Consider the following 25,399-nt stretch of genomic DNA (forward strand, 5'->3'; position numbering starts at 1 on the left):
GGGTAGTTACCTCCCGCGCGCCGATTGAATCAAATCCTTACCGACCCCGGAGCATTCCGGACGGTGTTTCTCCGGGGCGCCTTGCAGGCCTTATTGCCACGAGAAAAGGAGGATTCATGGCCATCAGCATGTTCATTACCGCGGCTCCGGTTGGTGCCGTACCCCGCTTCGTATCCTCTGTCGAACCGAAGTTCCTTGCCGACTCCAGCCTCGACGATGCCCGCGGCTTGTCCACGCAGGCACTCACCGATGCCGGCTGGGAAGCCATCGGGCCCGGCGGTTTGCTCCTGAGCCCGGCAGCCAGCAACAGTGCCACAGTGCCCTTCGCCTGGATCCGGCAACTGGGCTCGCGCCAACTGCAACAGGATATCGTCCAGGTCCTGACCGGTTCGGGCTGGACGGCCGACGACTCCGAGGCGCTGACCCAGACCGACCCGGCTCAATTGCCGTTTCTGCCACCGGCCCTGATCCGGGCCATCGAGGCTGACCACTGCGAATTGCTGACGGCGCTGGCCGGGCGCGGCTGGCACCGTGTCGGCAGTGGCTGGTGGAATCCGTTGCGCGCGGCGTCGCCGTATGTGCCGGTGACCCCAGGGGCGATCATCGATGCCGCCCATGAAGCGGTAATCGAGGGCGCGGCCATCGTTCACCTGCATACTCGCGACTTGTCCGACTTCCGGCAACTGCCTATAGGGTCGACGGCCGATACCCTTGCCAGCGGTAGGCAACGCAACCTGATCGATGCGCAGCAATACGACGAAATCGTCTGTACGCTGCATAAACAGGTGCCAGCCGCGGTGCTCAACCTGTCCACCAGCGTGCGCGGCGGCAGCGACTACGACAGCCCGCTGCGCCGCGAACACCTGCGCGACTATGGCGCCGCGCAACGGGGCGCGGAGATGGCCTCGCTGAGCCCTGGCCCGGTGATCTTCCAGGCCGGTGGCAGCTACGACAACACGCCAGGGTTCCTCGACGCGCAATTGCGCCATTTCGCCACGGCGGGAGTCAGGCCGGAGATCGAGGTGTTCAATCACGGCATCCTCGACAGCGCCCTCGGCGATTACGCGCCGCGCCTGCGCGAAACCGGCGAGCCGGTGTTGTTCATGCTGGTGGCTGGGGTCGATCAGTACCGGCGTGCCGTCGATGGCAGCCTGCACGACGACTCGCTGATTCCCGCTGCGGTGCGAAAGTCCGTCATTACCCAGGTGATCGACGGCAGCCCGGCGGCGCTGGCGCAGGCTATTGCCAGTACTGTGGAGTACCTGAGACCGCTGGTCCGGCGAATTCGCCAACAGCTGCCGGGTGCGCAGATTTCTGCCCTGCTGCCGGGGCCGCTGTTGCGCATCCTGCCCGAGGTGGCCGTGCATCTTGGGCTGGATGGTGTACGGGTCGGTCTGGAAGACGCGCTCACTGTGCCCGATGAACAGGTACCCGGCGGGGTGCGCAAGGCAACCACTGCCGAGCAGGTGCGTTATGCACGGCGGCGGCTAGAAGCCTTGGGCGTACAGGTGCTGACGGCGGAACAGACTCGCGAGCGCCTGCACATGCCCTTGCGCGAGGTGGCGCTGTTCCGCACCGTGGCTGCGGCCCTCAAGCCGTTCGCCAGCAGTGCGCCGCCCAACGCTCCGCGGGTCCTGGCAGAGCAAGTCCTGGAAGCGTTGACGCCTTTTCGCCAGGACTATCTGGCGCGCGAGCGGCGGTTGCTCGACGCCCTCGATGTACACCTCGCTGGCCAGGCAGTACCGCCATCCGACTGGCTTGGCGAACTAGCCGTGCGGGCCATCGCCGACGCTGGCCTGCATGTGCGCTATTTCATTGAGGAGCGCGACCGTTATCCCCGGCCGCTGGCCAATTTCGGCAAGCGGCTCTATGCATTGCAGGCCATCAATTTCGTCCGCGAACTGCTGGTCGAGGCGGGTCGTCCGACCCTGGCCTGGGACGAGGCCCTGGCGACCCTGGCCGCCAGCGATGGCCTGCCGCCCGACAGCTATCAGGTCGAGCGCAGCCAGTTCAAGGGCGCGGATCTGCGCCTGCTCGAATACTTGGCCTCGATCCCTTGCCGCTACAACCGCTCGCGCACCCTGGCGGTGAATACCGAACTGCGTTTCGACGCCGACTACAGCAGCACCATGGCAATTCTGTTCGAGACCATCCATGAGCATTTCAGTGCCTTGCGCCGGCGTGCCGGCAGCGATGTCGAGGCCAAGCAGGCTGGCACCCGGCTGTACCGGGTGCGTACGGTCGAGGTCGAGGAGGTCGAGCAGGGGCGCTTGCCCGCCGAGCTGGAGCAGCATGCCTGGGTCGTGCTGCCGAGCACGCCGACCACCAACTATCCCGAGGGCATTGCCTTGGGCAAGGGGCTGACCGCGACCTTCGGGCGCTTTCTCGCCGAGGTCGCCGGGCGCCCGGTCGGTGTGGCCGGGCTGATCCACTCCGGCATCGACGGCCAGGGCAATGCGGTAGTCGAGGCGACCATGCTGCACAATCGCTTTGCCCTCAATACTCCCTGGCATGAGCAGATCATTGGCCACAGCGCCGGGCTGATCTACGACCAACTCCTGCTGCCGCGCATCGTCGAGCATAGCCAGCACCTGGCCCGTGATGCCAGCGGTGCGGTGCGGCGCGACAGCACCGGCTTGCCCTTGCTGGACGATGGCCGGATAGCCAAGCGCCTGTCATTCCAGGGCATCGACGACCTGCCGCGTCTGCACCTGCTGGCTCATAGCTCCGGTATTTCCACCCTTCAGCAACTGGACAACGCCTTGCGCCGCGACATGCAGGCCCTGGGCTATTCGGCTATCGAGCAGGAGGAGATCTTCAACCGGGCAGTGGGAATCTCCTTCGGCTCGGCCAGCGATATCAACCTCGAACTGCCGGGAACGCCGGTGGTGGACATCACCGCGTACAACGATATCCGCAGCCTGGCCGGTACCACCACGGCGGATTACCTGCCGAAAACCGATGCCGAACGGGATGCCACGGTCTACCGCCTGCATGCCGGCCTTGGCGGCGCTCATCGCTATTGCCATGGTCGCTGGGTGCATTACCGCAAGGGGCCGGCACGCCGGGTGTTGCGCCTGAAGGGGGTCGTGCTGCGGGAGGACCCGGTACGCCTGCACGACGGCCACTCGATCCGACGCTATCTGGAGGGTGCGCCGACATCGCTGATCGAACTGATCCAGAGCTTTCTCGGGGCGCCCGGCAATATCCGCGCCGACATGATCATGCGCGAATTCCATGGCGCCTGCCGTAGCGGCGCCTGAGGCGCGCAGACCCAACAGGGAGTTTGATATGAACATCGCACTCATCGGCGGCGGTTGCAGCGCCGTACTGATTTGCAAGGCGCTGGCCGCCCAGGCTGACCAACTCGCAGGTAGCGAAGTGGTCATCTACGAGCAGAGCGGCCGTTTTGGCCCGGGTATTCCCTATGGCCAGGACAGCACCATCGAGGACTTCATCCTCAACATGGCCAGCTTCACCTTGGGCACCGAACCCGATGTGCCCGACGGTTTCGCTCGCTGGCTGCAGCGCCAGCCCGGGCAGTTGGCGGAGCAGCGCGCCGGCTACGTCGGCCGGCGCCTGATGGGCCAGTACCTGATGGAGGAGTTGGCGGCCGCCAGCAGGGTTCTGGCGCGGCACGGTGTACGGGTCAGGACGCAGGCCGAGACGGTGCACGGCATCGATAGGATCGGCGAGGTTTACCGGGTACGCAGCGACGCGAGCCAGGCAGCGTTCGGCAAAGTGATCCTGGCGGTTGGCCATGTGCCCAAGCGTGACCACTTCGCCGAGGTGCCGGGCTGTTTCAGCAACCCCTATCACGATCTCGAACGTCTGAAGGCTAGCATCCGGCCGGGAGCCCATGTCGGCATCCTTGGTTCCAAGCTGACCGCCATCGACATGGCCTTGCTCGCCGACCGGCTGGGGGCAGGGCATATCTCCCTGTATTCCAATTCTGGCCGGCTGCCCTTGGTGCGCGGGGTGGTCGACGAGCAGCAGGCCGAGGCGCCACCGGGCGAGCCGCGGGTCAGCAGCCTGGCGGGTTTCCTCGCCTGGTTCCGCCAGGCGCGGAACTGGGCGGGCGAATACCCGGGGCTGCTGGCACCGATGGCGCCGTTGCAACGGTTGCGGGCGGAGATCGCCAGTGCCGGGCAGCGGCGTGACTGGCAGATCGCGCTGGATGCCACCAAGGGAATGATCGACGGGTTCTGGACGCGCCTGGACAGCAGCGAGAAGCGCCGGTTCTTCCGCAAGTACCAAGGCTTGTGGATGAGTTACCGGCACCCGATGCCGTTGCATAACGCGCGCCGTATCGAAACGTTGCTGGCCGAGGGGCGCCTGAGTATCCATCGCGGCTACCGGTCCACGCGGATCGCGGCGGACGGGCGGATTCTGGTCGACCTGGGTGAACAGACCCTGAGTCCAGACTGCGCTATCGATGCCACCGGCTTTTCCGGCAACCTGGCGCGCCTGGCGTCGCCCCTGATCGAGCAACTACTCGATGCCGGGATCGTCCGCCAGCATCGCCATGGCGGCATTGCGGTGGCGCCCGAGACCCATGAGGTCGAGGGCCAGCATGGGTTTTACGCGATCGGGCCGCTGACCCAGGGCAGCCTGTTCTACGTGTCGGCCATCGAGCGCCTGGTGGTCCATGCGCGGGAGATCGTCGGCCATCTGCTGGAGGCGCAAGCGCGGCAGGCGCGGCTAGTCGAAGGAGGGCTCAGGGCAGGCAGCCAAGCGTGAGGGCCAGGGCTACTGCCGCGGTCATGTTCCGTGCACCTAGTTTGAGCAGGGTGTTGCGGACATGAAACTTGACCGTGTTGATCGAGATGCCGAGGGATCTGGCGATTTCCTTGGCGGTCTTGCCGGCAGCCACTTCGCCCAGGACTTCACGTTCCCGTGCGGTCAGGGGGGCGGGTGGCGCCGGGTTCATCGAGGGGGAGATCATGCTCCGCTGCGCGGAGGCATTCCAGTGCAGGTGCTCGCCGTCCATGAGGTGTTCTGCTCCATGTGGGTTCCTGTGGGCATGCCTTGCCGCCCCTTGCGGCAGAGGGAGATGCGAAGGCGTGGGCAGGCCAGGCGCGCGACGACGCCTGGCGCCGGGATCAGGCCAGCAGGTTGGGCAGTGAAGAACTCAGCAGGGCGATGCCGGAGGCGGTCAGCAGGCTCAGCACCACCTGGCGGAAGCGCACGTCGCTGATGCCGAAGTAGAGGCGGGTCCCGAGGAAGGTCGGGATCAGCATGGCCGGGGCGACGATGGCGAACATCGGCCACATGTCGCGGGTAACGATGCCCGAGCCCAGGTAGGTGGCCATGGTCACCAGCAGCATCGACAGGTTGAAGTTCTGGATTATCGAGCGTTGTGTATCTCGATCATAACCGCGCAGGGTGCACCAGAGGGTCGGCAGGGTGCCGGTGAAGCCGCCCAGGCCGCCCATGATCCCGCCCGCAAAGCCGACCCCGCCGTTGGCCACCCGGCCGCCGAAGGCAATCACTGGCAGGTGCTTGGACATCAGCATGATCGGGCACCACAGTACCAGCAGGGTGCCGAGAATTGCCTTGAACCAGTCCATGTTCAGTTGCGGCAGCAGCGCTACACCAAGGGGAATGCCGAGTAGGCCGCCGAGGACGAAAGGTGCCAGTTGCCTGATATCAAAGCCACGGCGTACCGAAATGGCCGCGACCAATTGCCCCAGCAAGGCACCGAATACCGCCAGGGTTGCCGCCAGCTTGGGGTCCAGCACCCAGGCCCAGAACGACATGGCCACCAGGCCGAAGGCAAACCCGGAAAGCCCCTGCACGAATCCGGCGACCACGGCACCGAGGGCGACAACCAGATAAATCGAATCCATTCCTTGCTCTCCTGAGTAATTGCACCAATAAGGTGCGTTTCCTGGCTCCATTATGGTGTGGCTGCGCACAAAGGGGGAAATTCGAACTTGTGATCAGCTCATACCAAAAAACTTATCCGCACGCCCCGAAATAGACGCGCTTGCCGGATTCACTGGGTGGTCAGGGCGATTTCCTGGGCGGCGATCTTCAGCGCCGTGGCGAAAAGCTGCTGTTCCTCGTACTGTGCTCCGCTGACGCGCTGGAACAGGCTTACCGGGGGAAGGGTCCAGCCGAAGCGATGGCGCAGGATCGCCACCCCGGCGATGCGTGCCAGCTCCTCGGCGACGTCGGCGGGCACGATGGACACCGCCGATTCGTTGGCCGCCACCAGTTCGCCGATCACTTTCGCCGACAGGCTCTCGACGATCGGCACGGGTGGCGTAACCCCGGCGCGCATGAAGAAGTCGGTGATCTGTTCGCGCATCGGCGTCTGCCGGGCGCCAAGTACCCAGTCCAGTTCAGCCAGGGCATGCCAGCGCAGTGGCTTGTCGGCCAGACGCGTGGCCAGCTGGCGATGGGAGATCAGGCGCGGCTCCTGCTGGTAGAGCACATCGTGGCGCAGCTCGGTCATGTCCAGTACCGCCGACGCGCGGCCGATCACGCAATCGAGCTCGTGATTACGCAGGCGTTCAAGCAGGTGGTCGCTGGTGTCTTCCTGCAGGGTGACGGTGATTCGCCGGCCATGGGGACGGGTGCGGTTGATCGCCATGGCCAACAGGCGACCCGGCAGGAAGGGAATCACCCCGACCTGCAAGTGGGTCGCACGGCCCTGGTTGAGCGCCTCGATATCCCGGGCCCAATGGCCGAGGTCGGCAATCATCGCCTGGGCCCGGGCCAGCACCAGCCGGCCCAGCTCGGTGGGCAGCATGCCGCGCGGGGAGCGTTCGAACAGCGGGCCGCCAAACAGCAGCTCCAGGTCGGCGAGCATCTGGGTCACGGCGGGCTGGCTGGTCGCCATGTGCTGGGCGACCTGAGTCAGTGAACGGTGTTCTTCGATCGCCTGGAGGATCAACAGGTGACGCATGCGCAGGCGCTGCGCAAGTTTCTGCGAAAGCGTGGTTTCGACCACGGTGGAAGGTGGGGTTCTGCTCATTGCAAGGCTCTTATTACTTATTACTTATGGGTTTTTATCGGATGTATTGGATTTCCTTATGTTAGCGATAGTTCGCGCATTGGCAGCCGTCGCAAGCAGAATGATGGCTGAAGGCGCGATTAGTCGATGATGGTCAGCGCGCGAAAGCCAGGAGCCAGTTTCAGGATTTCAGGAGTGGATATTGGGAGTGACGGTGATCATCGGGCCTCGCCCGGTAGCGGGCTGGAGGAGGGCGAGAGCTTTCGCGACCCTGATGAAGGTGGTCATGGGCTATGGGCGTGTGGCGGATGCCAGGTGGATTCGTTGGTGATCGTTCAGGCCTCATCGCTGGCAAGCCAGCTCCCACGGGGTTCAGCGGCACCGCGGCCCCTGTGGGAGCTGGCTTGCCAGCGATGAGGCCCTTCAGGTCGCCGCCATCCTCAGGGTCTTGACCAGCAACCCCTGCAACCGGTCCACCGGCTGCGAGCCCTGCGATGCGCGGCTGCGATACACCGCCACTTCCATCGGCTCCAGCGGCCCCAGCCCATGTTCGGCGCCCAGGATCTCCAGGTGCTCCGGCACACTGCAACGGGTCAGCACCGCCACCGCCAGGCCACTTTCCACCGCGGCGATCTGCCCGGCCAGGCTCGAGCTGTTGTACACCACCCGGTAATCCCGCCCCTGCAATGCCAGCGAGTTGATCGCACAACGCCGTGCCAGGCTGGTGCTTTCGTAGGTGGCGATGGGTAGCGGGTCGCGACGCCAGATGTCGAACTGCGGCGAGCCAACCCAAACCATCGGCTCGTGGAACAGCAGGGTCCCGCGCCGAGGGTGGTCGCGGGAGATCAGCGCCAGGTCCAGGTCGCCCTGTTCGATGCGCGGGATCAGCAAGGTCGATTGCTCGCAGTCCAGCTCGATCTGTACCGCGCCATAACGCAGGGCGAAACGCTTGAGCACCGGGGTCAGGTAGCGCGCGGCGTAGTCGTCCGGTACGCCGAGACGCACCCGCCCGGTCAGTTCGGCGCCGTGGAATGTCTGCTGTGCATCGCTGTGCAGGTCGAGGATGCGCCGGGCGTAACCCAGCAGCACCTGGCCATCCGGGGTGAGCTGCTGCTGCCGTGCATCGCGCACCAGCAACTGCCGGCCCACGGCAGCTTCGAGCTTCTTCAACTGCATGCTCACCGCCGATTGCGAACGATGGACTTCCGGCGCGGCATTGGACAGCGAGCCGGTATCGACCACCGCCACGAAGCATTTCAGCCAGTCGATTTGCAGATCCTGCATGAGTATGTACTCCGTTGCATTCGATAAGCGAATGGATTGATCGCGTAATATGCGCTTTTCGCAATGACGTGTCTGCCGGATAGTGGCCGGCGTCCGTACACGCACGATTGAAAAACAGGAGAGTGTTTGTGTTATCGGTAGTCAAAGGCTCCACGCAGCTGGGGTACAACGAGATCCGTGACGGCTTCCGGCTGTTGTTGCCGATCTCCCTGTTCGTGGTGGTGTTCGGCCTGGCCTTCGGCCTCGCCGCTGCCCAGGTCGGCCTCGACCAAAGCACCATCCTGTGGATGAGCACCCTGGTCTTCGCCGGTGCCTCGCAGTTCGCCGCCCTTGACCTGTGGGGCGCCCAGGTGCCGCTGGTGCCGTTGATCGTCACCGTGTTCGCCATCAATGCCCGCCACCTGCTGATGGGCGCGACCCTGTATCCCTGGCTGCGCGAGCTGCCGGTCGCGCGGCGCTACGGGATCATGCTGGTGGTTTCAGACGCCAACTGGGCGATGTCGATGCAGGCGCTGTCCGCCGGCAAGCCGGGGCTCGGCATCCTCTTTGGTGGCGGCCTGGCGCTGTGGTCGACCTGGATCCTCGGCACCTGGCTCGGCCTGTACTTCGGCAACCTGGTCGCCGACCCGGTGAGCTGGGGCCTGGACATGGTCATGGGCTGCTTCCTGCTGTCCATGGTGGTGGGCGGCAAGAAAGACCTGCGCATGCTGCTGATCTGGGGCGTGGCCGCCGGCTCGGCACTGCTCGCCTACCGCTACCTGCCGGAAAACAGCCACGTGGTGGTCGGCGCCCTGGCCGGCGGAATCGTCGGTGCGATCTGGATGGAGAAGCACAAATGACTATCGAAACCGCGGGCCATGGCCCGCTGATCCTGGTCCTGATCATGGCCGTCGTGACCCTGGCCACCCGCTGGGGCGGGGTCTTCGTGATGTCCTTCGTACCGATCAGCTACCGCGTGCAGCAATTCATCGGCGCCATGTCCGGCTCGGTGCTGGTAGCGGTGCTTACGCCCCTGGCGGTGAGCGGCGACAACGGTGCCCGGCTAGCCCTGGCGAGCACCGCGGTGGTCATGCTGCTGGTGAAGAAACCACTGCCGGCGATTGCTGCGGGGATTGCCGCTGCCGCCGTATTCCGCCACCTTTGAACCGTCCGGCGACCTTATGCGAAGGCGCTGGATTTCCGCCAGCGGCCTATTACGCTTAAACCTGCGTGCAACGCGAGGCCGTCCGCCTGTTCCCCCAGGCCCGGCGCAGTCCGTGATCCGATGTCATCAGCCTTTTGAATGGCCAGAGTGCGTATGGATTTATCAGCGGGATGCTCCGGCCTACAAGAACAATACGGAGAACGTTATGGCGGTCACTTACGGCACTTCAACGCCCACGCCGGGCAGCACGTCCGGCAAAGGCATCACCCAGGACGAGCGCAAGGTGATCTTCGCCTCGTCGCTGGGCACGGTCTTCGAATGGTATGACTTCTACCTGTACGGCTCCCTGGCGGCGATCATCGCCAAGCACTTCTTTGCCGGGGTCAATGAAACCACCGCGTTCATCTTCGCCTTGCTGGCCTTCGCCGCCGGCTTTGCGGTGCGCCCGTTCGGTGCCATCGTGTTCGGCCGCCTGGGCGACATGATCGGGCGCAAGCACACCTTCCTCATCACCATCATCATCATGGGCGTGTCCACCGCCATTGTCGGCCTGCTGCCCAGCTACGCCGCCATCGGGGTGGCGGCGCCGATCATCCTTATCACCCTGCGCCTGTTGCAGGGCCTGGCCCTGGGCGGCGAATACGGCGGCGCGGCGACCTACGTGGCGGAACATGCGCCACCCGGCAAGCGCGGCTTCTTCACCTCGTGGATCCAGACCACCGCGACCCTCGGCCTGTTCCTCTCGTTGCTGGTGATCCTCGCCTGCCGCACTGCCCTGGGCACCGAAGCCTTCGAGGCATGGGGCTGGCGGATTCCGTTCCTGCTGTCGATCCTGCTGCTGGCGGTGTCGGTGTATATCCGCCTGCAACTGCATGAGTCGCCGGTGTTCAACCGGATGAAGGCCGAAGGCAAGGCGTCCAAGGCGCCGCTGACCGAATCCTTCGCCCGCTGGGACAACCTCAAGGTGGTGATCATGTCGCTGCTCGGCGGCACCGCCGGTCAGGCGGTGGTCTGGTACACCGGGCAGTTCTATGCGCTGTTCTTCCTGCTGCAGACCCTGAAGATCGACCCGCAGACCGCCAACCTGCTGATCGCAGGTTCCTTGCTGATCGGTACACCGTTCTTCGTGATCTTCGGCAGCCTGTCCGACCGTATCGGCCGCAAGAAAATCATCATGGCCGGGTGCATCCTGGCCGCGTTGACCTACTTCCCGATCTTCAAGGGCCTTACCGAGTTCGGCAACCCGGATATCTACACGGCGCAGCAGCAGAATCCGGTGACGGTGATCGCTGATCCTGCGCAGTGCTCGTTCCAGTTCGACCCGGTGGGCAAGGCGCGCTTCACCAGTTCCTGTGACGTGGCCAAGAGCCTGCTGGCGAAACGGGCGATCCCCTATCAGAACGAGGTAGGCGAGCCGGGTGCGGTGGCGCAGATCCGCATCGGCAGCAAGATGATGCCGAGCTTCGAAGGCAGCAGCCTGCCGGCGGCAGAATTCAAGGCCGCCAACGACGGCTTCACCGCATCCCTGGGCGCTGCGCTGAAGGAAGCCGGCTACCCGGAAAAAGCCGACCCGGCCAAGACCAACTATCCGATGGTGCTGCTGCTCCTGACCATCCTGGTGATCTACGTGACCATGGTCTACGGCCCGATCGCCGCCTGGCTGGTGGAGCTGTTCCCGGCGCGGATCCGCTACACCTCGATGTCGTTGCCGTACCACATCGGCAACGGCTGGTTCGGCGGTTTCCTGCCGACGGTGGCCTTCGCCATGGTCGCGGCGACCGGTGACATCTACTACGGGCTCTGGTACCCGATCGTCATCGCGGTGATGACTGCGGTGCTGGGGATCTTCTTCATGCCCGAGACCAAGGATCGGGATATCAGTCATACCTGATGTGTTTTTGAGGGCCTCATCGCTGGCAAGCCAGCTCCCACAGGTTCAGCGGTGCACGCGATCCCTGTGGGAGCTGGCTTGCCAGCGATGAGGCCCTCAAAAACTATACCTGTTCCTTCAACCACAACTGATCAAACCGCCACGTCGGAAACAGCGTCCTCTCTGCCGCCGCCCCACCCACCCGCTGCGCGAAACCGTCCACCAGGTTCGCATAGCCCCACACCAGCATCCCGCCACGCTCGTACTGGATCCGCTGCGCTTCATGCACCAGCGGTTTGCGTTTTTCCACGTCCGGTTCGGCCAGGGCCTGAAGGAACAGCTCGGAAAACCGTGGATCGTCGAAGTGGGTCTTGTTCGCCACCGATACCGGGGCGTCAGCATGCAGGGCGCAGGTGAGGAAGGGCGCGCCGATGCTGCCGCCGGTGCTGAAGGTCCATTCGGTGTGCTGCGGCCCGTTGAAGGTGGCGGCATCCACCTGGCGCACATTGATCCGCACCCCGGCCTTGCGCGCCTGTTCGGCATACACCAGCGCCGACGACAGCGCCACGCCGTCCTGGACGGTGACCAGGTCCAGCTCCAGGTTTTCCTGCCCGGCTTCGCGCAGCAGGGTCCGGGCCTTGTCCAGCTCCTGGCGACGTGGGGAATGCTGTGGTCGAAGGTCGGGTCGTTGGGTGCATACAGGTCGTTGGCCGGCCGCCCCTGGCCATTGAGCACCCGCGCCACCAGCTCCTCGCGGTTCGCCAGCAGGCGGAACGCCTGGCGTACCCGAGGGTCGTCGAACGGCGCTTTTCGGGTATTCATGTCGAAGCCCAGCCAGTTGCCGGTGACCGATGTCAGCACCTGCAACCGTGGATCGTTTTCGATCAGACGCAGGTGCTCGGCGGCCAGGGCGTTGGCCATGTCCAGCTGGCCGGCCTTGAGCGCGGCCAGACGCGAGGTCTGGTCCTTGAAGCCGATGATTTCCAGCTCGTCGGCGTAGGGCCGGCCGGACTTGAAGTAGTTCTCGAAGCGGGTGAACAGCGAGCGCTGGCCGGCGGAGAAACTCTTGAACTTGTACGGCCCGGCGCCCACCGGGTTGGTCACCGGGTGATAGTCCACCGGCACGATGCCGCCGAAATTCACCCAGGTTTCCGGAAGCGGGACGAAGCCGGCGCCGTCCTTGAAGCGCACGCGCAGGGTTCGTTCATCGAGCTTCTTCAGGTTGTCGCGGTCGATCCAGTGCAGCAGCGCGGCGTAGGGCGAGGCCAGTTGCGGGTCGGTGAGGCGGCGGATGGAGAACAGCAGGTCTTCGGAATCGATGGTCTTGCCGTGGTGGAACTCCAGGTCCTTGTGCAGGCGCAGGGTCCACACCTTGCCGTCCGGGCTGACCTCGGCCTCTTCGGCCAGGGCCAGGCGCGGCAGCATGTTCTCGTCCCATTCCCACAGTTTGCTGTACAGGGCGAAGCCGCGAATGATCCCGCTGCCGACCGGCTTGTGGGCATCGAGGTTGCCGGCCTGGTTGCCGTCGAGGATGCCCAGGCGCAGGCGTCCGCCGTAGCGTGGACCCTGGTCGGCCGCGTGGCTGCCGGGCTGGCTGTCGTCGCCGCAACCGGCCAACAGGCTGCCGCCGAGGGCCAGGCCGCCAAGGGCGAGGCTGTTGCCGAGGAAGCGGCGGCGGGTGAAAGGAGGGTGGGACGTCATGGTGCGGACCTGTGATTGCTGTGTGGGGCAGGGCAGAGCAGGTTTCGCGCCAGTTGGCTGGAGGGCCCGGGTTTGCTGGGGTTGGGACAGGTGGGTGGTGGTTTAGGAGCAGTGGGGTGTTGCTGGGGCAGCAGGGGTTCAGCAGGTCGGGTTGAGTTGCTTTCGCGGGCCTCATCGCTGGCAAGCCAGCTCCCACAGTGTCCCTGTGGGAGCTGGCTTGCCAGCGATAGGGTCCGAAAGAGCGACAACAATCTCCATCCCCGACATTGCGCCAATGGACAACCCCATCCCCGGCTCCTTATCCTCCCCGCCACTACATGAACAACAATTACAAAGCCCATGGATGTCGAATTCCCCGCTGCTGCGCTGTGGCGCCGGTTTGCCCGGCCGCGGCGCAGCCTGGTCGCACGCTATACCCTGCTGTCCACGCTGGTGATGAGCGTGGCGCTGATCGCCCTGGCCGTGCTCTATGAACAACTGGCCAAGGACCTGCTCAACCGCCTGACCGGTGAGCGCCTCGATGCCCAGGCGCTGTCCACGGCCAACCGCGTGTCGTCCTTCCTCGATGAGCGCTTCTATCAGCTCTCGGCCTTGTCCAATCACCCGAACATGCCCGATTTCATCGCCGACCAAAGCCATTCCGTCGGCGATATCGATGCCCTGCTGAAGCTGGAAAGCGAGCTGCCGTTTCTCTACGGCGTGCTGTTCTTCAGCGACGACGAACGCCTGCTCAAGGTTTTGCCCGGCCCGGCGGCCTCGGGGCGCCGTACTGGAGCAACGAGGACTGGTCCCTGGCCGGATTGCCCAGGCAGAAGGTCGGCGATATCGAGGTGATCGGCCCGGCCTTGCCCCAGGCCGGGCGCTCCGGCTGGCTGCTGATCCGCAAGACCATCCGCAACGGACGCACCGATCACCGGGTCAGCATCGGCCTGCACCTGCGTCTGGCCTCGTTGACCGAACTGCTCACCAGCGCCGGCCTGAGCGGGGTGGTGACGCCTTTGCTGCGCGTGCCCGGCGGCGCCTTTATCGATGCCACCGGTCGCCAGGTCGCGGCCCCCGACGACCTGCGCGAAGGCCCGCTGATCCTGCCCGGCTGGCAGGTGGTGTTCAGCGTGCAGCCCGAAGCCATCCTCAAGCCGCTGGACGATGCTCGCTGGTGGTTGTACCTGGCCGCCGTCGGTTTCATCGCGTTCATCCTGGTGGTGTTCTTCACCCTGTCACGGCAGTTGCGGGCACGGGTGGGCACGCTGGTCGAGGGTGCCCACCAGCTGTCCATGGGCGACCTCGGCTACCGCCTGCCGGAACAGTCGAGCAATGACGAGATCGGCCGGGTGACTCGCGCCTTCAACGTCATGGCCGGGCGCCTGGCGGACGTGATGGAGCAGACCGTGCGCTCGGAAAACCTCGCCGTGCTCGGTACCTTCGCCACTGGCGTGGCCCATGAAGTGCGCAACCCCCTGGCGACCATGAAGACCACCGTGCAGGCCCTGCTGCGCCGCGAGCCGGAAAGCGAGCGGCGCCTGCTGTTGAGCGACCTGGGCCAGGAAATCGACCGGCTCTCCCACGTTACCAGCGACTTGCTGGAATACGGCCGTCCCCATCCGGCCAACCCGGAAGTCGTGGAACTGCACAGCCTGTTCGAGCGGGTGAAGCGGCAGATCGCCCCGCAAGCCGAGGCCCGCGCCATCCACTTCGAAGCCGGTTGCGCCGCCGGCGTCCGCCTGTTCGTCGACCCGGACCAGGCCCGGCAGATCCTTCTGAACCTGTGCCTGAACGCGCTGGAGGCCTGTGCTGCCGGCCAGCGCGTCAGCCTTGCCGGCTACCGCCACGGCGAGCGTGTGCTGGTCAGCGTCAGCGACGATGGCTGTGGCATCCCCGTCGATGCCCTGAACCGCGTACGCCAGCCGTTCTTCACCCTGAAGCCCCGGGGCACCGGCCTTGGGCTGAGCATCTGCCAGCAACTGCTTCAAGCCAATGCATCGCGAATGGAGATCGCGAGTACCGCCGGCAAGGGCACCGTGGTGACCCTGGACTTTCCCGCGCCTTGCCCGACCGATTTGAAGTGAGCCTGTGATGTCCGACTTTCATGTACTGATCATCGACGACGAAGAAGCGCTGGTGCGCTCCCTCAGCTACGCCCTGCGCGCCGAGGGTTTCAATGTCGGCGCAGCCGGCAGCGGCGAGGAGGGGCTGGCGCTGCTGGCCGACAGCGCCACGCGCTGCGATATCGTCCTGCTCGACCTCGGCCTGCCGGGCCTGGACGGCATTGCCACCCTCGACGGCCTGCGCAAGCTGCGCCCGACCCTGCCGGTAATCATGATCTCCGCCCATGGCGATACCCGCGCCGCCGTGCAGGCAGTGAAGGGCGGGGCTACGGACTATCTGACCAAGCCCTTCGAACTGGACGACCTGCTGGCCACCATCCAGGCCACCCTGGCCGTGCCGGCGCCGATCGACGCCGATGCGGCCCCAGGCGCTCTGCTCGGCCAGAGCCCGGCCATGCGCGCCTTGCACGGGGCGGTGCTGCGGGTGGCACGCAGTTCGGCGACACGGATCCTCCTGCTTGGCGAATCCGGCACCGGCAAGACCCTGGTCGCCCAGGCCTTGCACGACGCCAGCAACCGCGCCGGCCAGCCGTTTATCGAGGTCAACTGCGCGGCGCTGCCGGAGCAGTTGATCGAGGCCGAGCTGTTCGGTTCCGAGAAGGGCTCCTATACCGGCGCTCACCAGAAGCGTGTCGGCCTGGTGGCCCAGGCGAGCAACGGCACGCTGTTCCTCGACGAGATCGGCGAGCTGCCGCTGGCGTTGCAGGCCAAGCTTTTGCACTTCCTGGAGAACGGCAGCTACCGTGCGGTCGGCGCCAGCCAGGCCAGCAGCGCCGATGTGCGGGTGGTGGCGGCGACCAACCGCGACCTCGCCGATGACGTACGCCAGGGGCGTTTCCGCGAAGACCTGTTCTACCGCCTGAACGTGATCACCATCGATATTCCGGCGCTGCGCGAGCGTGGCGACGACATCCTTCTGCTGGCCCGGCATTTCGCCGAGCGCCAGGCGCGGGAAGAGCAGGGCGCGGCCATCGCGTTCCAGGCCGACGCCGAGGCGGCGCTGCTGCGGCATCGCTGGCCGGGCAATGTCCGTGAATTGAAGAACCTGATCGAGCGCCTGACCATCCTGATGCCCGGCCAGGCCATCGCCGCAGTGCAATTGCCGGAGCTGATGCAGGCCGCCGGGCCCGTGGACGCCAGCCGCTTGCCGATCGAGGATCAATTGCAGCGCGCCGAACGCGAACTGGTGTTCGATGCCCTCAGCCGCAGCGCCGGGCACAAGGGCATGGCTGCCGAGATCCTCGGTATCTCCCGCCACGCCCTCAAGCGTCGCCTGCAACGCCTGGGCATCGAGCGCTTCGATGAGCGGTAACCGCTCAAGCGCTCGCCCGCGCTGAGCGGTTACCGCTCAACGTCTCCCGCCCAACACCGCGCCCTACCGCGCCACGGTGTTCCGAACTCGCCGTGAATCGCCGTGCAAAGCCTTGTTCCAGAGCGCTTGCACGGTTTCTTATGACGCACCGCGCAGAGGCTGGCACAGCCTTTGCGATAACCCTTGCGCTAACCACAAGAGGCGTCCACGAACGCCCCAAGGTACTGACATGCAATCGTCGTTTTCCCGACTGCCATCCCTTATCGCCCTGAGCGTTCTGCTGCTGGGCTTTGCCTGCACGGCCGACGCCGGTCGTGTCGAGTTGGGCGCTGCCGCCACCCAGGCGGACCTGACCCTTGGCTGCCTGTACCCGATGACCGAGCGCGCGGCGATCTATGGCCAGGACAGCATTGCCGGCATCCAGGTGGCCCTGAGCGAGTTGCAAGGCTTGCGCGAAGCCGGCGAGCAGGTACCGCGGATGCGCGTGATCATCGACGACGACCAGTCCAAGGCCTCCTACGGCACCGGCCTGGCCCGCGCCTTCATTCGCAAGGACGGCGTGCAGGTGCTGTGCGGCATGGTCTCCTCGGGGGTAGCGATCGCCGTGAGCCAGTTGGCCCGGGAACAGAAGGTGCTGATGATCGGCACCGATCACGCCTCGTCGCGCATGAGCCTGGAAAACGGCCACCGCTATTACTTCCGGGTGACCAACGACACCTGGACCTCCATGGCCGCCGGCGCCCGCTACCTGAAGGACCTGCAGGCCAGGACCGGCTGGACACGCCTGGCCTTCATCGGCCCCGACTACGAATACGGCCACGTCTCGCGCGACGACCTGCATGAAGCGCTGCGCCAGCAGGGGGTGAAGTTCGACGACGTCACCGAGCTCTGGCCGCGCCTCTACGAGCCGGACTATTCCGCCTATATCGCCGCGCTGGAGCAGGCCAAACCCGACATCATCGTCTCGGCCCTGTGGGGCGGAGATTTCCATGCCTTCGTCAAGCAGGCGGCCGGCACACGCCTGTTCGAGACCTCGCGCCTGGCCAACTTCGATACCGGTGGCAACTACGACTTCCTTGCCTCCCTTGGCGATAAGGCGCCCCCGGGCCTGATCCTGTCCGCCCGGCACCACAACAATTTCCCCGACACAGCGCGCAACCGTGCCTTCGTCGAGCGCTTCCACACCCTGACCGGACGCTTCCCGACCTACGCCGCGCAAGGCGCCTACACCGGGGTCATGATCCTGGCCAGGGCCAGCCAGAAGGCCGCTGGTGCCACCGATACCGAATCCTTGATCCGCGCCCTCGAAGGGCTGGAAATCGCCTTGCCGGAAGATCCGCCCGGCTTTGCCTCGCGCATCGACCCGCTGACCCACCAGATCCAGCAGACCCAGGCGGTCGGTACGCCGGTGCCCAACAACGACTATCCGCCGGCCCGGCTGATGCTCGGAAATTGGCAGCTGTATTCCGCCGAGGAACTGCAACCCGATCCGGCCACGCGTGCCCGGCGTTTGGCCCAACAGATCCGTAACCCCGAGGGGCACGCCCCTTAGCCCGTCCCTTAACCCGTAAAGCCCGCAATGGAAACGCCATGAATAACTACAAGAAACGCCTCCAGCAACACTGCAAGACCCTGCCACTGGCCCTGGCCATCGCTGCCGCCGGCTTCAACGGCGCGGCCGTTGCCGCCGAGAACGGCAAGTTCCGCATCGGCGTGGTGACCTTCCTCTCCGGCCCGGCGGCCGGTCCGTTCGGCGAACCGTCGGCCAACGCTGCCAAGGTGCTGGTGGAGGGCCTGAACCAGGGCAAGCTGCCCGCGCCTTACGACAAGCTCGGCATCAACGGCGCCGAAATCGAGATGGTGATCATCGACGAGGCCGGTGGTGCGGCCAAGCAGGTCGAGGAATTCCGCAACCTCGTACAGCGCCAGAAGGTCGATGCCGTGGTCGGCTACATCTCGTCCGGCGACTGCCTGGCGATCGCGCCAGTGGCCGAGGAGCTGGGCGCCATGACCGTGTTCTACGACTGCGGCACCTCCCAGCTGTTCACCGAAGACAAGACCCCGCAATACGTATTCCGCACCAGCCTCGACGCTGCCGTGGACAACATCGGTGCCGCCCGCTACCTGGCCAAGACCCGCCCGGACGCCGTGCGTATCGGCGGCATCCAGCAGAACTACGCCTGGGGCCAGGACAGCTGGAGCGACTTCACCCTGTCCATGGCCCAGGTCATGCCCAAGAGCCAGGTGGTCGAGTCGCAGATGCCCAAGGTCTTCCAGGGCCAGTACGGTGCGGAAATCTCGGCGCTGTCGGTGAAGCGCCCGGACATCATCCACTCCAGCTTCTGGGGCGGCGACATGGAGGCGCTGGTGCTTCAGGCCAACTCCCGCGGCCTGCTGGAAGATGCCACCGCCGTGCTGACCTGCGGCGAGTCGGCCCTGGAGCGCTACAAGGACCAGGCCCCCAACGGCATGATCATCGGCGGCCGCGGCCCGTTCGGAGCCTTCGCGCCGGATAACGCCCTGAACAACTGGTTCACCCGCCAGTACCAGGCTGCCTACAAATCCTCGCCGACCTACCCGGCAAGCAAGATGGCCCAGGCCATCCTCGGCCTGAAGTTCGCCGCCGAGAACGCCGGTGCCCAAGCCGGCACGGTCCCGGCCCCGCTGGAAATGGCCAAGGCCATGAAGGGCGCCACCTTCGAATCGGTCTCGGGCACCGTGCAGATGGCCCGTGCCGGCGGCCACCAGGCCATGCAAGGCATCGCCTACGGCGAGTACCACTACGACGCCGCCACCAAGAAGGGCAGCGTGCAGAACGTCATCGCCTTCTCTGGCGAATGCGTGACCCCGCCGGACGGCACCACCGCCCACGACTGGATCAAGGCCGGTTTCCCGGGCGCCCAGTGCAATTGAGCGGCACTTCTTGACCTAACCGTGGCGGCCACTTCCCGGCCGCCACGCTTGCCAAAGGCAGGATCGAAATGATGAGTCTTTATGCGGTGCTGATCGACGGCGCCATCTATGCCTCGTGGCTGTTTCTGGTCGCGGCGGGGCTCACCGTCATCTACGGTGTCATGCGCATTCTCAACATGGCCCATGGCAGCTTCTACGCCATCGGTGCCTATGCCGCCGCCTCGCTGGTGGGCTGGTATTTCAACAACGGGATCGGCCCGGTCTGGGTCGGCTACCTGATGATGCTCGGTTGTGCGCTTGCCGCAGGCCTGGTCGTCGGCCTGCTGATCGAGCGCGGGCTGCTGCGCTTCATGTACGGCCGCGACGAAGTGCTGATGGTGATCATCACCTACGCGCTGCTGCTGATCCTCGAAGACGCCATGAAGATGATCTGGGGCGTCAACCCGTACTTCGCCTACCAGCCCTACGCGGAAATGGGCCGCAGCGTGCTGGCCGGGCTCAAGGTGTCCAACTATGACCTGATGCTGGTCGGCGTTTCCCTGGTGCTGGGCCTGTCGCTATGGCTGTGGCTGGAGCGCACTCACCAGGGCAAGGTCCTGCGTGCGGTGATCCATGACCGCGAAGTGGCCCAGGCCATGGGCGTCAACGTGCGCCGGGTATTCACCCTGGTGTTCATCCTCGGCACCGTGCTCGGCACCCTGGCTGGCGCCCTGACCGCCCCGGCGATCTCGGTGGCCCCGGGCATCGGCGTGGAGATCATCGTGTTGGCCTTCGCCGTGGTGGTGATCGGCGGCATGGGCAGCATCGAGGGCGCCGCCCTGGGCGCCTTGCTGGTGGGCCTGAGCCGTGCGGCGGCGGTGCATTACGCACCGCAATTCGAACTGTTCGTTATCTACGGCGTGATGGCGCTGGTCCTGGCGGTGCGTCCGCAGGGCCTGTTCGGCCGCGTGCTGGCGAGGAAAATCTGATGCGTCTTGATCGAACCGAAACGATTCTGCTGGGCGTGGCCGTACTGCTCGCCCTCGGCGGCGTGATCGCACCGCAGTGGCTGGTGTTCCTGCTGACCATGGCCCTGGCCAAGTCCATGGTGGTACAGGGCGTGGTGATGCAGATGCGCGCAGGCCTGGTGACCTTCGGCCAGGGCCTGTACTTCTGCATGGGTGGCTATGCCGTGGGCATGAGCGGGCATTTCCTGGCGCTCAGCGACCTGCCGACCCTGCTGCTGATCGGCGTGGCCGCAGCAGTGGCGCTGGCGATGCTGCTGGGCCTGTTGATGACCCGCTACCGCGAGATCTTCTTCGCCATGCTGTCGCTGGCGTTTTCCATGATCCTCTACGGCATGCTGGTGAAAAGCCCGGCCCTGGGCAGCACCGACGGCTTCAACGTCAAGGCCTGGACCCTGTTCGGCTGGAGCCCGGCAGCGGGGCAGGCGCCCCTGGCGCTGTTCGTCATCATCGTCGCGGCCAGCGCCGTGCTCGCCGTACTTTTGCACCGCTACGGGCGCAGCAGCGCCGGGGCGATGTGCGAGGCGATCCGCGAGAACGAAGTGCGGGTCGAATACCTCGGCCAGTCACCGCGCTGGGTGCTGTACATGAACTATGTCGCCGCTGCCGGGGTATCGGCGCTGGGCGGTGGCTTCATGGCCGTGGCCGCCGGGCACATCGACCCGGAAATGGCCTACTGGATCACTTCCGGCGAGTTCGTCTTCATCGCCTTGCTCGGCGGCACGGCCCATGTGGCGGCGCCGATCATCGCCGCGATCCTGTTCGCCGTGGTGCGTACCTATGCCATCGAGCTGGTGCCCCATAGCTGGCAGATGATCCTCGGCATCACCCTGCTGGCAATCATCGTGTTCCTGCCCAAGGGGCTGTGGAGCCTGTTCAGTGGCCAGGCCCGCCGGGCCAAAGCCGTGGAGGCCAAGGCATGAGCTGCATTCTGGAAACCCGTGGTCTGTACAAGGAATTCGGCGCGGTCACCGCGGCGAAGGATGTCAACGTGCGCATCGCCAAGGGCGAGGTGGTGGGGGTGATCGGCTCCAACGGTGCCGGCAAGACCACCTTCATCAACATGGTCACCGGCTACCTCAAGCCGAGCCGTGGCGAAATCCTCTTCAACCAGCAATCGATCATCGGCCGCACGCCGCGGGCGATCACCCGCGCCGGCATGGCCCGTTCGTTCCAGGTGGCCCAACTGTTCCCGGAACTGACGGTGCTGGACAACCTGCTGATCGCCCTGGCCGCTGCCGAATCGCCGTTCCCGTCGCTGTTGCGGCCGCTGCGCAGCGACGCGCGGATTGCCCGCGCCGAGGCGATCCTTGGCGAGTTCAGCATCCTCGATTGGCGCGACAGCAAGGTCACCGCCGTGCCCCAGGGCGTGCGCAAGCTGATCGACATCGCCATGGCCCTGATCGGCGACCCGCAGATGCTCCTGCTGGACGAACCCACCAGCGGCGTCAGCGCCGAGGAGAAGACCCAACTGATGGACACGGTGATGCAGGTGGTGTCGCGCCACCAGGTCACGGTGCTGTTCGTCGAACACGATATGGACGTGGTGCGCCGCTACGTGTCGCGCATCCTCGCCTTCTACAGCGGTGAGGTGCTGGCCGACGGCCCGCCCGAGGACGTCCTGGCCAATGCCCGGGTCCAGGAGCTGGTCACCGGTGGTCACAAGGCGCACAAGGGAGCACACGCATGAGCCTGGAAATCCGCAACCTCAATGTCTCCATCGAGTCGGTGCCGATCCTGCACAACGTCTCGCTCAACGTCGGCGCCGGGCAGATGGTCGGCCTGATCGGCCATAACGGCGCCGGCAAGACCACCCTGATCCGCACCCTGATGGGCCTGCTCGAGGCCGATTCCGGCTCGATCCGCTTCAACGACAGCGACCTGCGCGCCCAGCCCGGCCACCAGCGCGCGGCGGCGGGGATCAGCTACCTGCCGGAAGACCGCCGGCTGATCCCGGCGCTGACCGTGGAGGAGAACATCCTCCTGCCGGTCTGGGCCAACAAACTGCCCGGCAGCGCCGAACGGCTGGAGTGGGTCTACAGCCTGATTCCGGAAATTGCCCAGTTCCGCGAACGCCGGGCCATGCAACTGTCCGGCGGGCAGCAGAAGCTGGTGGCCCTGGCCCGGGCGTTGATGCCCGGCCAGCGCCTGCTGATTCTCGATGAACCCTTCGAAGGCGTGGCCCCGGTGCTGTCCCGTCGCCTGAGCGAAGTGATCGCCAGGCTCGGCGACGAAGGCCTGTGCGTGCTGATCTCCGAATCCGATGACACCCATTCCGCTGACCTGGTCGATGCCGTCTACCGCATCGAGCGCGGCAGCGTACAAGCAGGATAAGAAGCCATGTCGAACTTTACCTTTGAAACCACGCCACGGGTGATCTGCGAAGTGGATGGCGCCTTGCGCCTGGGTACGCTGTGCCGCGAACTGGGGGCCCGCCGGGTGCTGCTGGTCAGCGATCCCGGGCTGCACAAAGCCGGCCTGCTGGACGCGCCGATGCAAGCGCTGCGCGAAGCGGGTGTTGACGTGACGCTGTACAGCGACGTACAGGCCGATCCGCCAGAGGCCTCGGTACTTGATGCCGTGGCAGCCGGGCGCGGCTGTAGCGCCCAGGCGGTGATCGGCCTGGGTGGCGGCAGCTCGCTGGACACCGCCAAGCTGGTGGCGCTGCTCTGTGGTCGCGAGCAGAAGCTGGAGGACATCTACGGCATCAACCTGGCCCAGGGGCCGCGCCTGCCGCTGATCCAGGTGCCGACCACGGCCGGGACCGGTTCGGAAGTCACCGCAGTGGCCATCGTCACCACCCCGAGCCACGAGAAAAAAGGTGTGGTCAGCCCGCTGCTGTACCCGGATATCGCCCTGCTCGATGCGCGCCTGACCGTCGGCCTGCCGGCGGCGGTCAGTGCCATGACCGGCGTGGATGCCATGGTCCATGCCATTGAGGCCTATACCAGCCTGCACAAGAAGAACGTGCTTTCCGATGGCCTGGCCGTGCAGGCACTGCGCCTGCTGGCCGGCAACCTGGACCGCGTGCTCGCCGAGCCGGGCGACCTCAAGGCCCGCTCCGACATGCTGCTGGGCTCGATGCTGGCCGGCATGGCCTTCGCCAACGCCCCGGTGGCGGCAGTGCATGCGCTGGCCTACCCGCTGGGCGGGCATTTCCACGTGCCCCACGGCCTGAGCAATGCGCTGGTGCTGGTGCCGGTGCTGAACTTCAATCGCAGCGCCGCGCAGGACCTGTATGCCGAGCTGGCGCCAAGCGTGTTGCCCGGGCAGCGTTTCGACAGCCCGGCGGCAGCCTGCGATGCCTTTATCGGCTTCATCACGGCGCTGGTCGAGCGCATGCCGTTTGCCCAGCGCCTGGCCGAAGTTGGGGTCACCGAGGAGGACCTCGACCGCCTCAGCGACGATGCGATGAAGGTCCAGCGCCTGCTGGTCAACAATCCGCGTCCGGTCACCCGTGACGATGCGCGGGCCATCTATGCCTCGGTGTTGTGAGGGCCGCTCGCGATGAACCATGAATTCAGAAGCGTGCCGCGCATCGTCTGCGCGGCGGGGAGCCTGGGCAGCATCGGCGAGGTGTTCGCCGGGCTGGGGGCGGGGCGGGTGCTGCTGGTCTGTGATCCGGGCATCGTCAAGCTGGGCTTTGCCGCCACGGCCGTAGCGGCGCTGGAAGCGGCAGGCTGCCAGGTGGCGGTGTTCGACCAGGTAGTGGCGGATCCGCCGGTTGCCGTGGTCAGGCAGGCGGTTGAGCGGGGACGGGAATTCGCCGCCGATGGCGTGCTGGGCCTGGGCGGCGGCAGCTCGCTGGATGCGGCCAAGCTGGTAGCCTTGCTGGTCAACAGCGAACAGCCTCTGGAGGACCTGTACGGCACCGACAAAGCCCAAGGGCGGCGCGTACCGCTGGTGCTGGTGCCGACCACGGCGGGCACCGGCTCGGAAGTGACCTGGGTCTCGGTGATTACCGACGAACAGCAGCGCAAGCAGGCGGTGTACTCGGCGCAACTGATGCCGGACGTAGCGCTGCTCGACCCCGAACTGACCCTCGGCCTGCCGGCGCAGGTCACGGCCGCCACCGGGCTGGACGCCATGGTGCATGCCATCGAGGCCTACACCAGCCGCACGCGCAAGAACCCCATCTCCGATGGCCTGGCGACCACCGCGCTAAGGTTGCTCGGTGGCAACCTGCGCAAGGTGCTGGCGGACGGTCGCGACGTGGCGGCGCGGGAAGCGATGCTGCAAGGTTCGCTGATGGCCGGGATGGCCTTCGTCAACGCCTCGGTGGCGGCCATCCATGGGTTGGCCTATCCGTTGGGGGCGCGGTTCCATATTCCCCATGGGCATGCCAATGCGCTGGTCATGGCGCCGATGATCCGCTTCAACCTGGAAGCGGCACGTGGGCTGTATGCGGAACTGGCGGGGCATCTGTTGCCGGGAGCGGTGTTTGCTGACGAAGGGGCTGCGGCCGAAGCCTTTGTCCAGGCTATCGAAGGGCTGGTGCGCGACAGCGGGCTGGAACTGCGCTTGTCGGAGCTTGGCGTGGATGAAGCGGCGATCCCGGGCATGGCCGGGGATGTGGTCGGCGGGTTGCAGCGGCTGATCGACAGCAATCCGCGGGATATGGATGTGGGGGAGGTTGAGGCGATCTATCGCGGGATTTACTAACCCCTTTCCAGCATCACCGCAAAACCCTGTGGGAGCTGGCTTGCCAGCGATGACGATGGTGAATTCACTACCGCGATCGCTGGCAAGCCAGCTCCCACAGGGACGGTGCAAAGCTGGGCCGGCCGGTGGACAACCGCGTGCTGGTGGGGATGCTGGAGAATGTATGAAGGCATCTGCGGCTTGCACACACACCTGTGGGAGCTGGCTTGCCAGCGATGACGATGGTGAATTCACTACCGCGATCGCTGGCAAGCCAGCTCCCACAGGGACGGTGCAAAGCTGGGCCGGCCGGTGGACAACCGCGTGCTGGTGGGGATGCTGGAGAATGTATGAAGGCATCTGCGGCTTGCACACACTCCTGTGGGAGCTGGCTTGCCAGCGATGACGATGGTGAACTCACTACCGCTATCGCTGGCAAGCCAGCTCCCACAGGGTCAGGTGTC

Annotated in this window: 20 protein-coding genes and 1 pseudogene; 16 read left to right on the forward strand and 5 right to left on the reverse strand. The window is 65.6% G+C overall.

Features of this window, described 5'->3' with window-relative positions:
• Positions 1-116: 116 nt before the first annotated feature.
• Together CSV86_RS08190 and CSV86_RS08195 are read left to right on the forward strand one after the other, a co-directional pair.
• A complete protein-coding gene (locus CSV86_RS08190) occupies positions 117-3,263 on the forward strand; it encodes a beta-keto acid cleavage family enzyme (RefSeq protein ID WP_009407077.1) in 3,147 nt (1,048 codons plus the stop codon).
• A 28-nt stretch (positions 3,264-3,291) separates the two neighbouring features.
• Complete coding sequence (locus tag CSV86_RS08195) at positions 3,292-4,740, forward strand: FAD/NAD(P)-binding protein (protein ID WP_009407075.1); 1,449 nt, start codon at positions 3,292-3,294, stop codon at positions 4,738-4,740.
• Here CSV86_RS08195 and CSV86_RS08200 read toward each other — a convergent pair.
• The 4 genes from CSV86_RS08200 to CSV86_RS08215 form a co-directional block, all read right to left on the reverse strand.
• Positions 4,718-4,990: a helix-turn-helix domain-containing protein gene (locus tag CSV86_RS08200; protein ID WP_009407073.1), complete on the reverse strand. Its 273-nt coding sequence runs from the start codon at positions 4,988-4,990 to the stop codon at positions 4,718-4,720. The two genes, CSV86_RS08195 and CSV86_RS08200, sit on opposite strands and share 23 nt — an antisense overlap.
• A gap of 112 nt (positions 4,991-5,102) precedes the next feature.
• Positions 5,103-5,849 (reverse strand): sulfite exporter TauE/SafE family protein, encoded by a 747-nt coding sequence (locus tag CSV86_RS08205; protein ID WP_009407072.1) that lies wholly within the window; start codon positions 5,847-5,849, stop codon positions 5,103-5,105.
• Between the two features lie 149 nt (positions 5,850-5,998).
• Complete coding sequence (locus tag CSV86_RS08210) at positions 5,999-6,982, reverse strand: LysR family transcriptional regulator (protein WP_037062228.1); 984 nt, start codon at positions 6,980-6,982, stop codon at positions 5,999-6,001.
• A gap of 402 nt (positions 6,983-7,384) precedes the next feature.
• Positions 7,385-8,245, reverse strand: coding sequence for a LysR family transcriptional regulator (locus CSV86_RS08215; RefSeq protein WP_009407070.1), 861 nt, complete (start codon positions 8,243-8,245; stop codon positions 7,385-7,387).
• 128 nt (positions 8,246-8,373) lie between these two features.
• Here CSV86_RS08215 and CSV86_RS08220 point away from each other — a divergent pair, with 128 nt between their 5' ends.
• The 3 genes from CSV86_RS08220 to CSV86_RS08230 all read left to right on the forward strand — a co-directional run bounded on the left by CSV86_RS08220 (position 8,374) and on the right by CSV86_RS08230 (position 11,280).
• Entirely contained in the window at positions 8,374-9,084 is a 711-nt protein-coding gene (locus CSV86_RS08220) for an AzlC family ABC transporter permease (RefSeq protein WP_009407069.1), read from the forward strand.
• A complete protein-coding gene (locus CSV86_RS08225) occupies positions 9,081-9,389 on the forward strand; it encodes a branched-chain amino acid transport AzlD family protein (RefSeq protein WP_009407068.1) in 309 nt (102 codons plus the stop codon). The genes CSV86_RS08220 and CSV86_RS08225 overlap by 4 nt, the downstream gene beginning before the upstream one ends.
• 205 nt (positions 9,390-9,594) lie before the next feature.
• Positions 9,595-11,280, forward strand: coding sequence for an MFS transporter (locus CSV86_RS08230; protein ID WP_009407067.1), 1,686 nt, complete (start codon positions 9,595-9,597; stop codon positions 11,278-11,280).
• A gap of 103 nt (positions 11,281-11,383) precedes the next feature.
• Here CSV86_RS08230 and CSV86_RS08235 read toward each other — a convergent pair.
• Positions 11,384-12,960 (reverse strand): annotated as a pseudogene (locus CSV86_RS08235) (ABC transporter substrate-binding protein).
• Between the two features lie 339 nt (positions 12,961-13,299).
• Between CSV86_RS08235 and CSV86_RS31790 the strand changes: the two are divergent.
• From CSV86_RS31790 to CSV86_RS08285, 11 genes are all read left to right on the forward strand, one after another.
• On the forward strand, positions 13,300-13,794 hold the full coding sequence (locus tag CSV86_RS31790) for a hypothetical protein (protein WP_240160395.1): 495 nt from the start codon (positions 13,300-13,302) through the stop codon (positions 13,792-13,794).
• A complete protein-coding gene (locus CSV86_RS08240) occupies positions 13,761-15,026 on the forward strand; it encodes a sensor histidine kinase (RefSeq protein WP_240160396.1) in 1,266 nt (421 codons plus the stop codon). The genes CSV86_RS31790 and CSV86_RS08240 overlap by 34 nt, the downstream gene beginning before the upstream one ends.
• A 7-nt stretch (positions 15,027-15,033) precedes the next feature.
• Positions 15,034-16,377 (forward strand): sigma-54-dependent transcriptional regulator, encoded by a 1,344-nt coding sequence (locus CSV86_RS08245; RefSeq protein WP_009407048.1) that lies wholly within the window; start codon positions 15,034-15,036, stop codon positions 16,375-16,377.
• Between the two features lie 229 nt (positions 16,378-16,606).
• Positions 16,607-17,929, forward strand: a complete 1,323-nt coding sequence (locus tag CSV86_RS08250; protein WP_009407047.1) for an ABC transporter substrate-binding protein — start codon at positions 16,607-16,609, stop codon at positions 17,927-17,929.
• 38 nt (positions 17,930-17,967) lie between these two features.
• Positions 17,968-19,290, forward strand: coding sequence for an ABC transporter substrate-binding protein (locus tag CSV86_RS08255; protein WP_009407044.1), 1,323 nt, complete (start codon positions 17,968-17,970; stop codon positions 19,288-19,290).
• A 71-nt stretch (positions 19,291-19,361) separates the two neighbouring features.
• Positions 19,362-20,258 carry a branched-chain amino acid ABC transporter permease gene (locus CSV86_RS08260; protein WP_009407043.1) on the forward strand — a complete coding sequence of 299 codons (897 nt, stop codon included), beginning with the start codon at positions 19,362-19,364 and terminating at the stop codon, positions 20,256-20,258.
• Complete coding sequence (locus tag CSV86_RS08265) at positions 20,258-21,217, forward strand: branched-chain amino acid ABC transporter permease (protein ID WP_009407041.1); 960 nt, start codon at positions 20,258-20,260, stop codon at positions 21,215-21,217. Before CSV86_RS08260 ends, CSV86_RS08265 begins: the two co-directional genes overlap by 1 nt.
• The gene (locus tag CSV86_RS08270) at positions 21,214-21,984 is read left to right on the forward strand and encodes an ABC transporter ATP-binding protein (RefSeq protein ID WP_009407039.1); all 771 of its coding nucleotides are present in this window, start codon (positions 21,214-21,216) and stop codon (positions 21,982-21,984) included. The genes CSV86_RS08265 and CSV86_RS08270 overlap by 4 nt, the downstream gene beginning before the upstream one ends.
• Positions 21,981-22,628, forward strand: a complete 648-nt coding sequence (locus tag CSV86_RS08275; protein WP_009407037.1) for an ABC transporter ATP-binding protein — start codon at positions 21,981-21,983, stop codon at positions 22,626-22,628. Before CSV86_RS08270 ends, CSV86_RS08275 begins: the two co-directional genes overlap by 4 nt.
• Positions 22,629-22,634: 6 nt before the next feature.
• Positions 22,635-23,789 (forward strand): iron-containing alcohol dehydrogenase, encoded by a 1,155-nt coding sequence (locus CSV86_RS08280; RefSeq protein ID WP_009407035.1) that lies wholly within the window; start codon positions 22,635-22,637, stop codon positions 23,787-23,789.
• A gap of 12 nt (positions 23,790-23,801) precedes the next feature.
• Positions 23,802-24,956 carry an iron-containing alcohol dehydrogenase gene (locus tag CSV86_RS08285; protein WP_009407033.1) on the forward strand — a complete coding sequence of 385 codons (1,155 nt, stop codon included), beginning with the start codon at positions 23,802-23,804 and terminating at the stop codon, positions 24,954-24,956.
• The last annotated feature ends 443 nt before the right edge of the window (positions 24,957-25,399 follow it).

The organism is Pseudomonas bharatica CSV86, from assembly GCF_000319305.2.
Taxonomy (GTDB): domain Bacteria; phylum Pseudomonadota; class Gammaproteobacteria; order Pseudomonadales; family Pseudomonadaceae; genus Aquipseudomonas; species Aquipseudomonas bharatica.

Coding starts and splice junctions, on each gene's coding strand:
- CSV86_RS08190 (WP_009407077.1), top strand. CDS start 117: ATGGCCATCAGCATGTTCATTACCGCGGCTCCGGTTGGTGCCGTACCC.
- CSV86_RS08195 (WP_009407075.1), top strand. CDS start 3,292: ATGAACATCGCACTCATCGGCGGCGGTTGCAGCGCCGTACTGATTTGC.
- CSV86_RS08200 (WP_009407073.1), bottom strand. CDS start 4,990: ATGGACGGCGAGCACCTGCACTGGAATGCCTCCGCGCAGCGGAGCATG.
- CSV86_RS08205 (WP_009407072.1), bottom strand. CDS start 5,849: ATGGATTCGATTTATCTGGTTGTCGCCCTCGGTGCCGTGGTCGCCGGA.
- CSV86_RS08210 (WP_037062228.1), bottom strand. CDS start 6,982: ATGAGCAGAACCCCACCTTCCACCGTGGTCGAAACCACGCTTTCGCAG.
- CSV86_RS08215 (WP_009407070.1), bottom strand. CDS start 8,245: ATGCAGGATCTGCAAATCGACTGGCTGAAATGCTTCGTGGCGGTGGTC.
- CSV86_RS08225 (WP_009407068.1), top strand. CDS start 9,081: ATGACTATCGAAACCGCGGGCCATGGCCCGCTGATCCTGGTCCTGATC.
- CSV86_RS08230 (WP_009407067.1), top strand. CDS start 9,595: ATGGCGGTCACTTACGGCACTTCAACGCCCACGCCGGGCAGCACGTCC.
- CSV86_RS31790 (WP_240160395.1), top strand. CDS start 13,300: ATGGATGTCGAATTCCCCGCTGCTGCGCTGTGGCGCCGGTTTGCCCGG.
- CSV86_RS08245 (WP_009407048.1), top strand. CDS start 15,034: ATGTCCGACTTTCATGTACTGATCATCGACGACGAAGAAGCGCTGGTG.
- CSV86_RS08250 (WP_009407047.1), top strand. CDS start 16,607: ATGCAATCGTCGTTTTCCCGACTGCCATCCCTTATCGCCCTGAGCGTT.
- CSV86_RS08255 (WP_009407044.1), top strand. CDS start 17,968: ATGAATAACTACAAGAAACGCCTCCAGCAACACTGCAAGACCCTGCCA.
- CSV86_RS08260 (WP_009407043.1), top strand. CDS start 19,362: ATGAGTCTTTATGCGGTGCTGATCGACGGCGCCATCTATGCCTCGTGG.
- CSV86_RS08265 (WP_009407041.1), top strand. CDS start 20,258: ATGCGTCTTGATCGAACCGAAACGATTCTGCTGGGCGTGGCCGTACTG.
- CSV86_RS08270 (WP_009407039.1), top strand. CDS start 21,214: ATGAGCTGCATTCTGGAAACCCGTGGTCTGTACAAGGAATTCGGCGCG.
- CSV86_RS08275 (WP_009407037.1), top strand. CDS start 21,981: ATGAGCCTGGAAATCCGCAACCTCAATGTCTCCATCGAGTCGGTGCCG.
- CSV86_RS08280 (WP_009407035.1), top strand. CDS start 22,635: ATGTCGAACTTTACCTTTGAAACCACGCCACGGGTGATCTGCGAAGTG.
- CSV86_RS08285 (WP_009407033.1), top strand. CDS start 23,802: ATGAACCATGAATTCAGAAGCGTGCCGCGCATCGTCTGCGCGGCGGGG.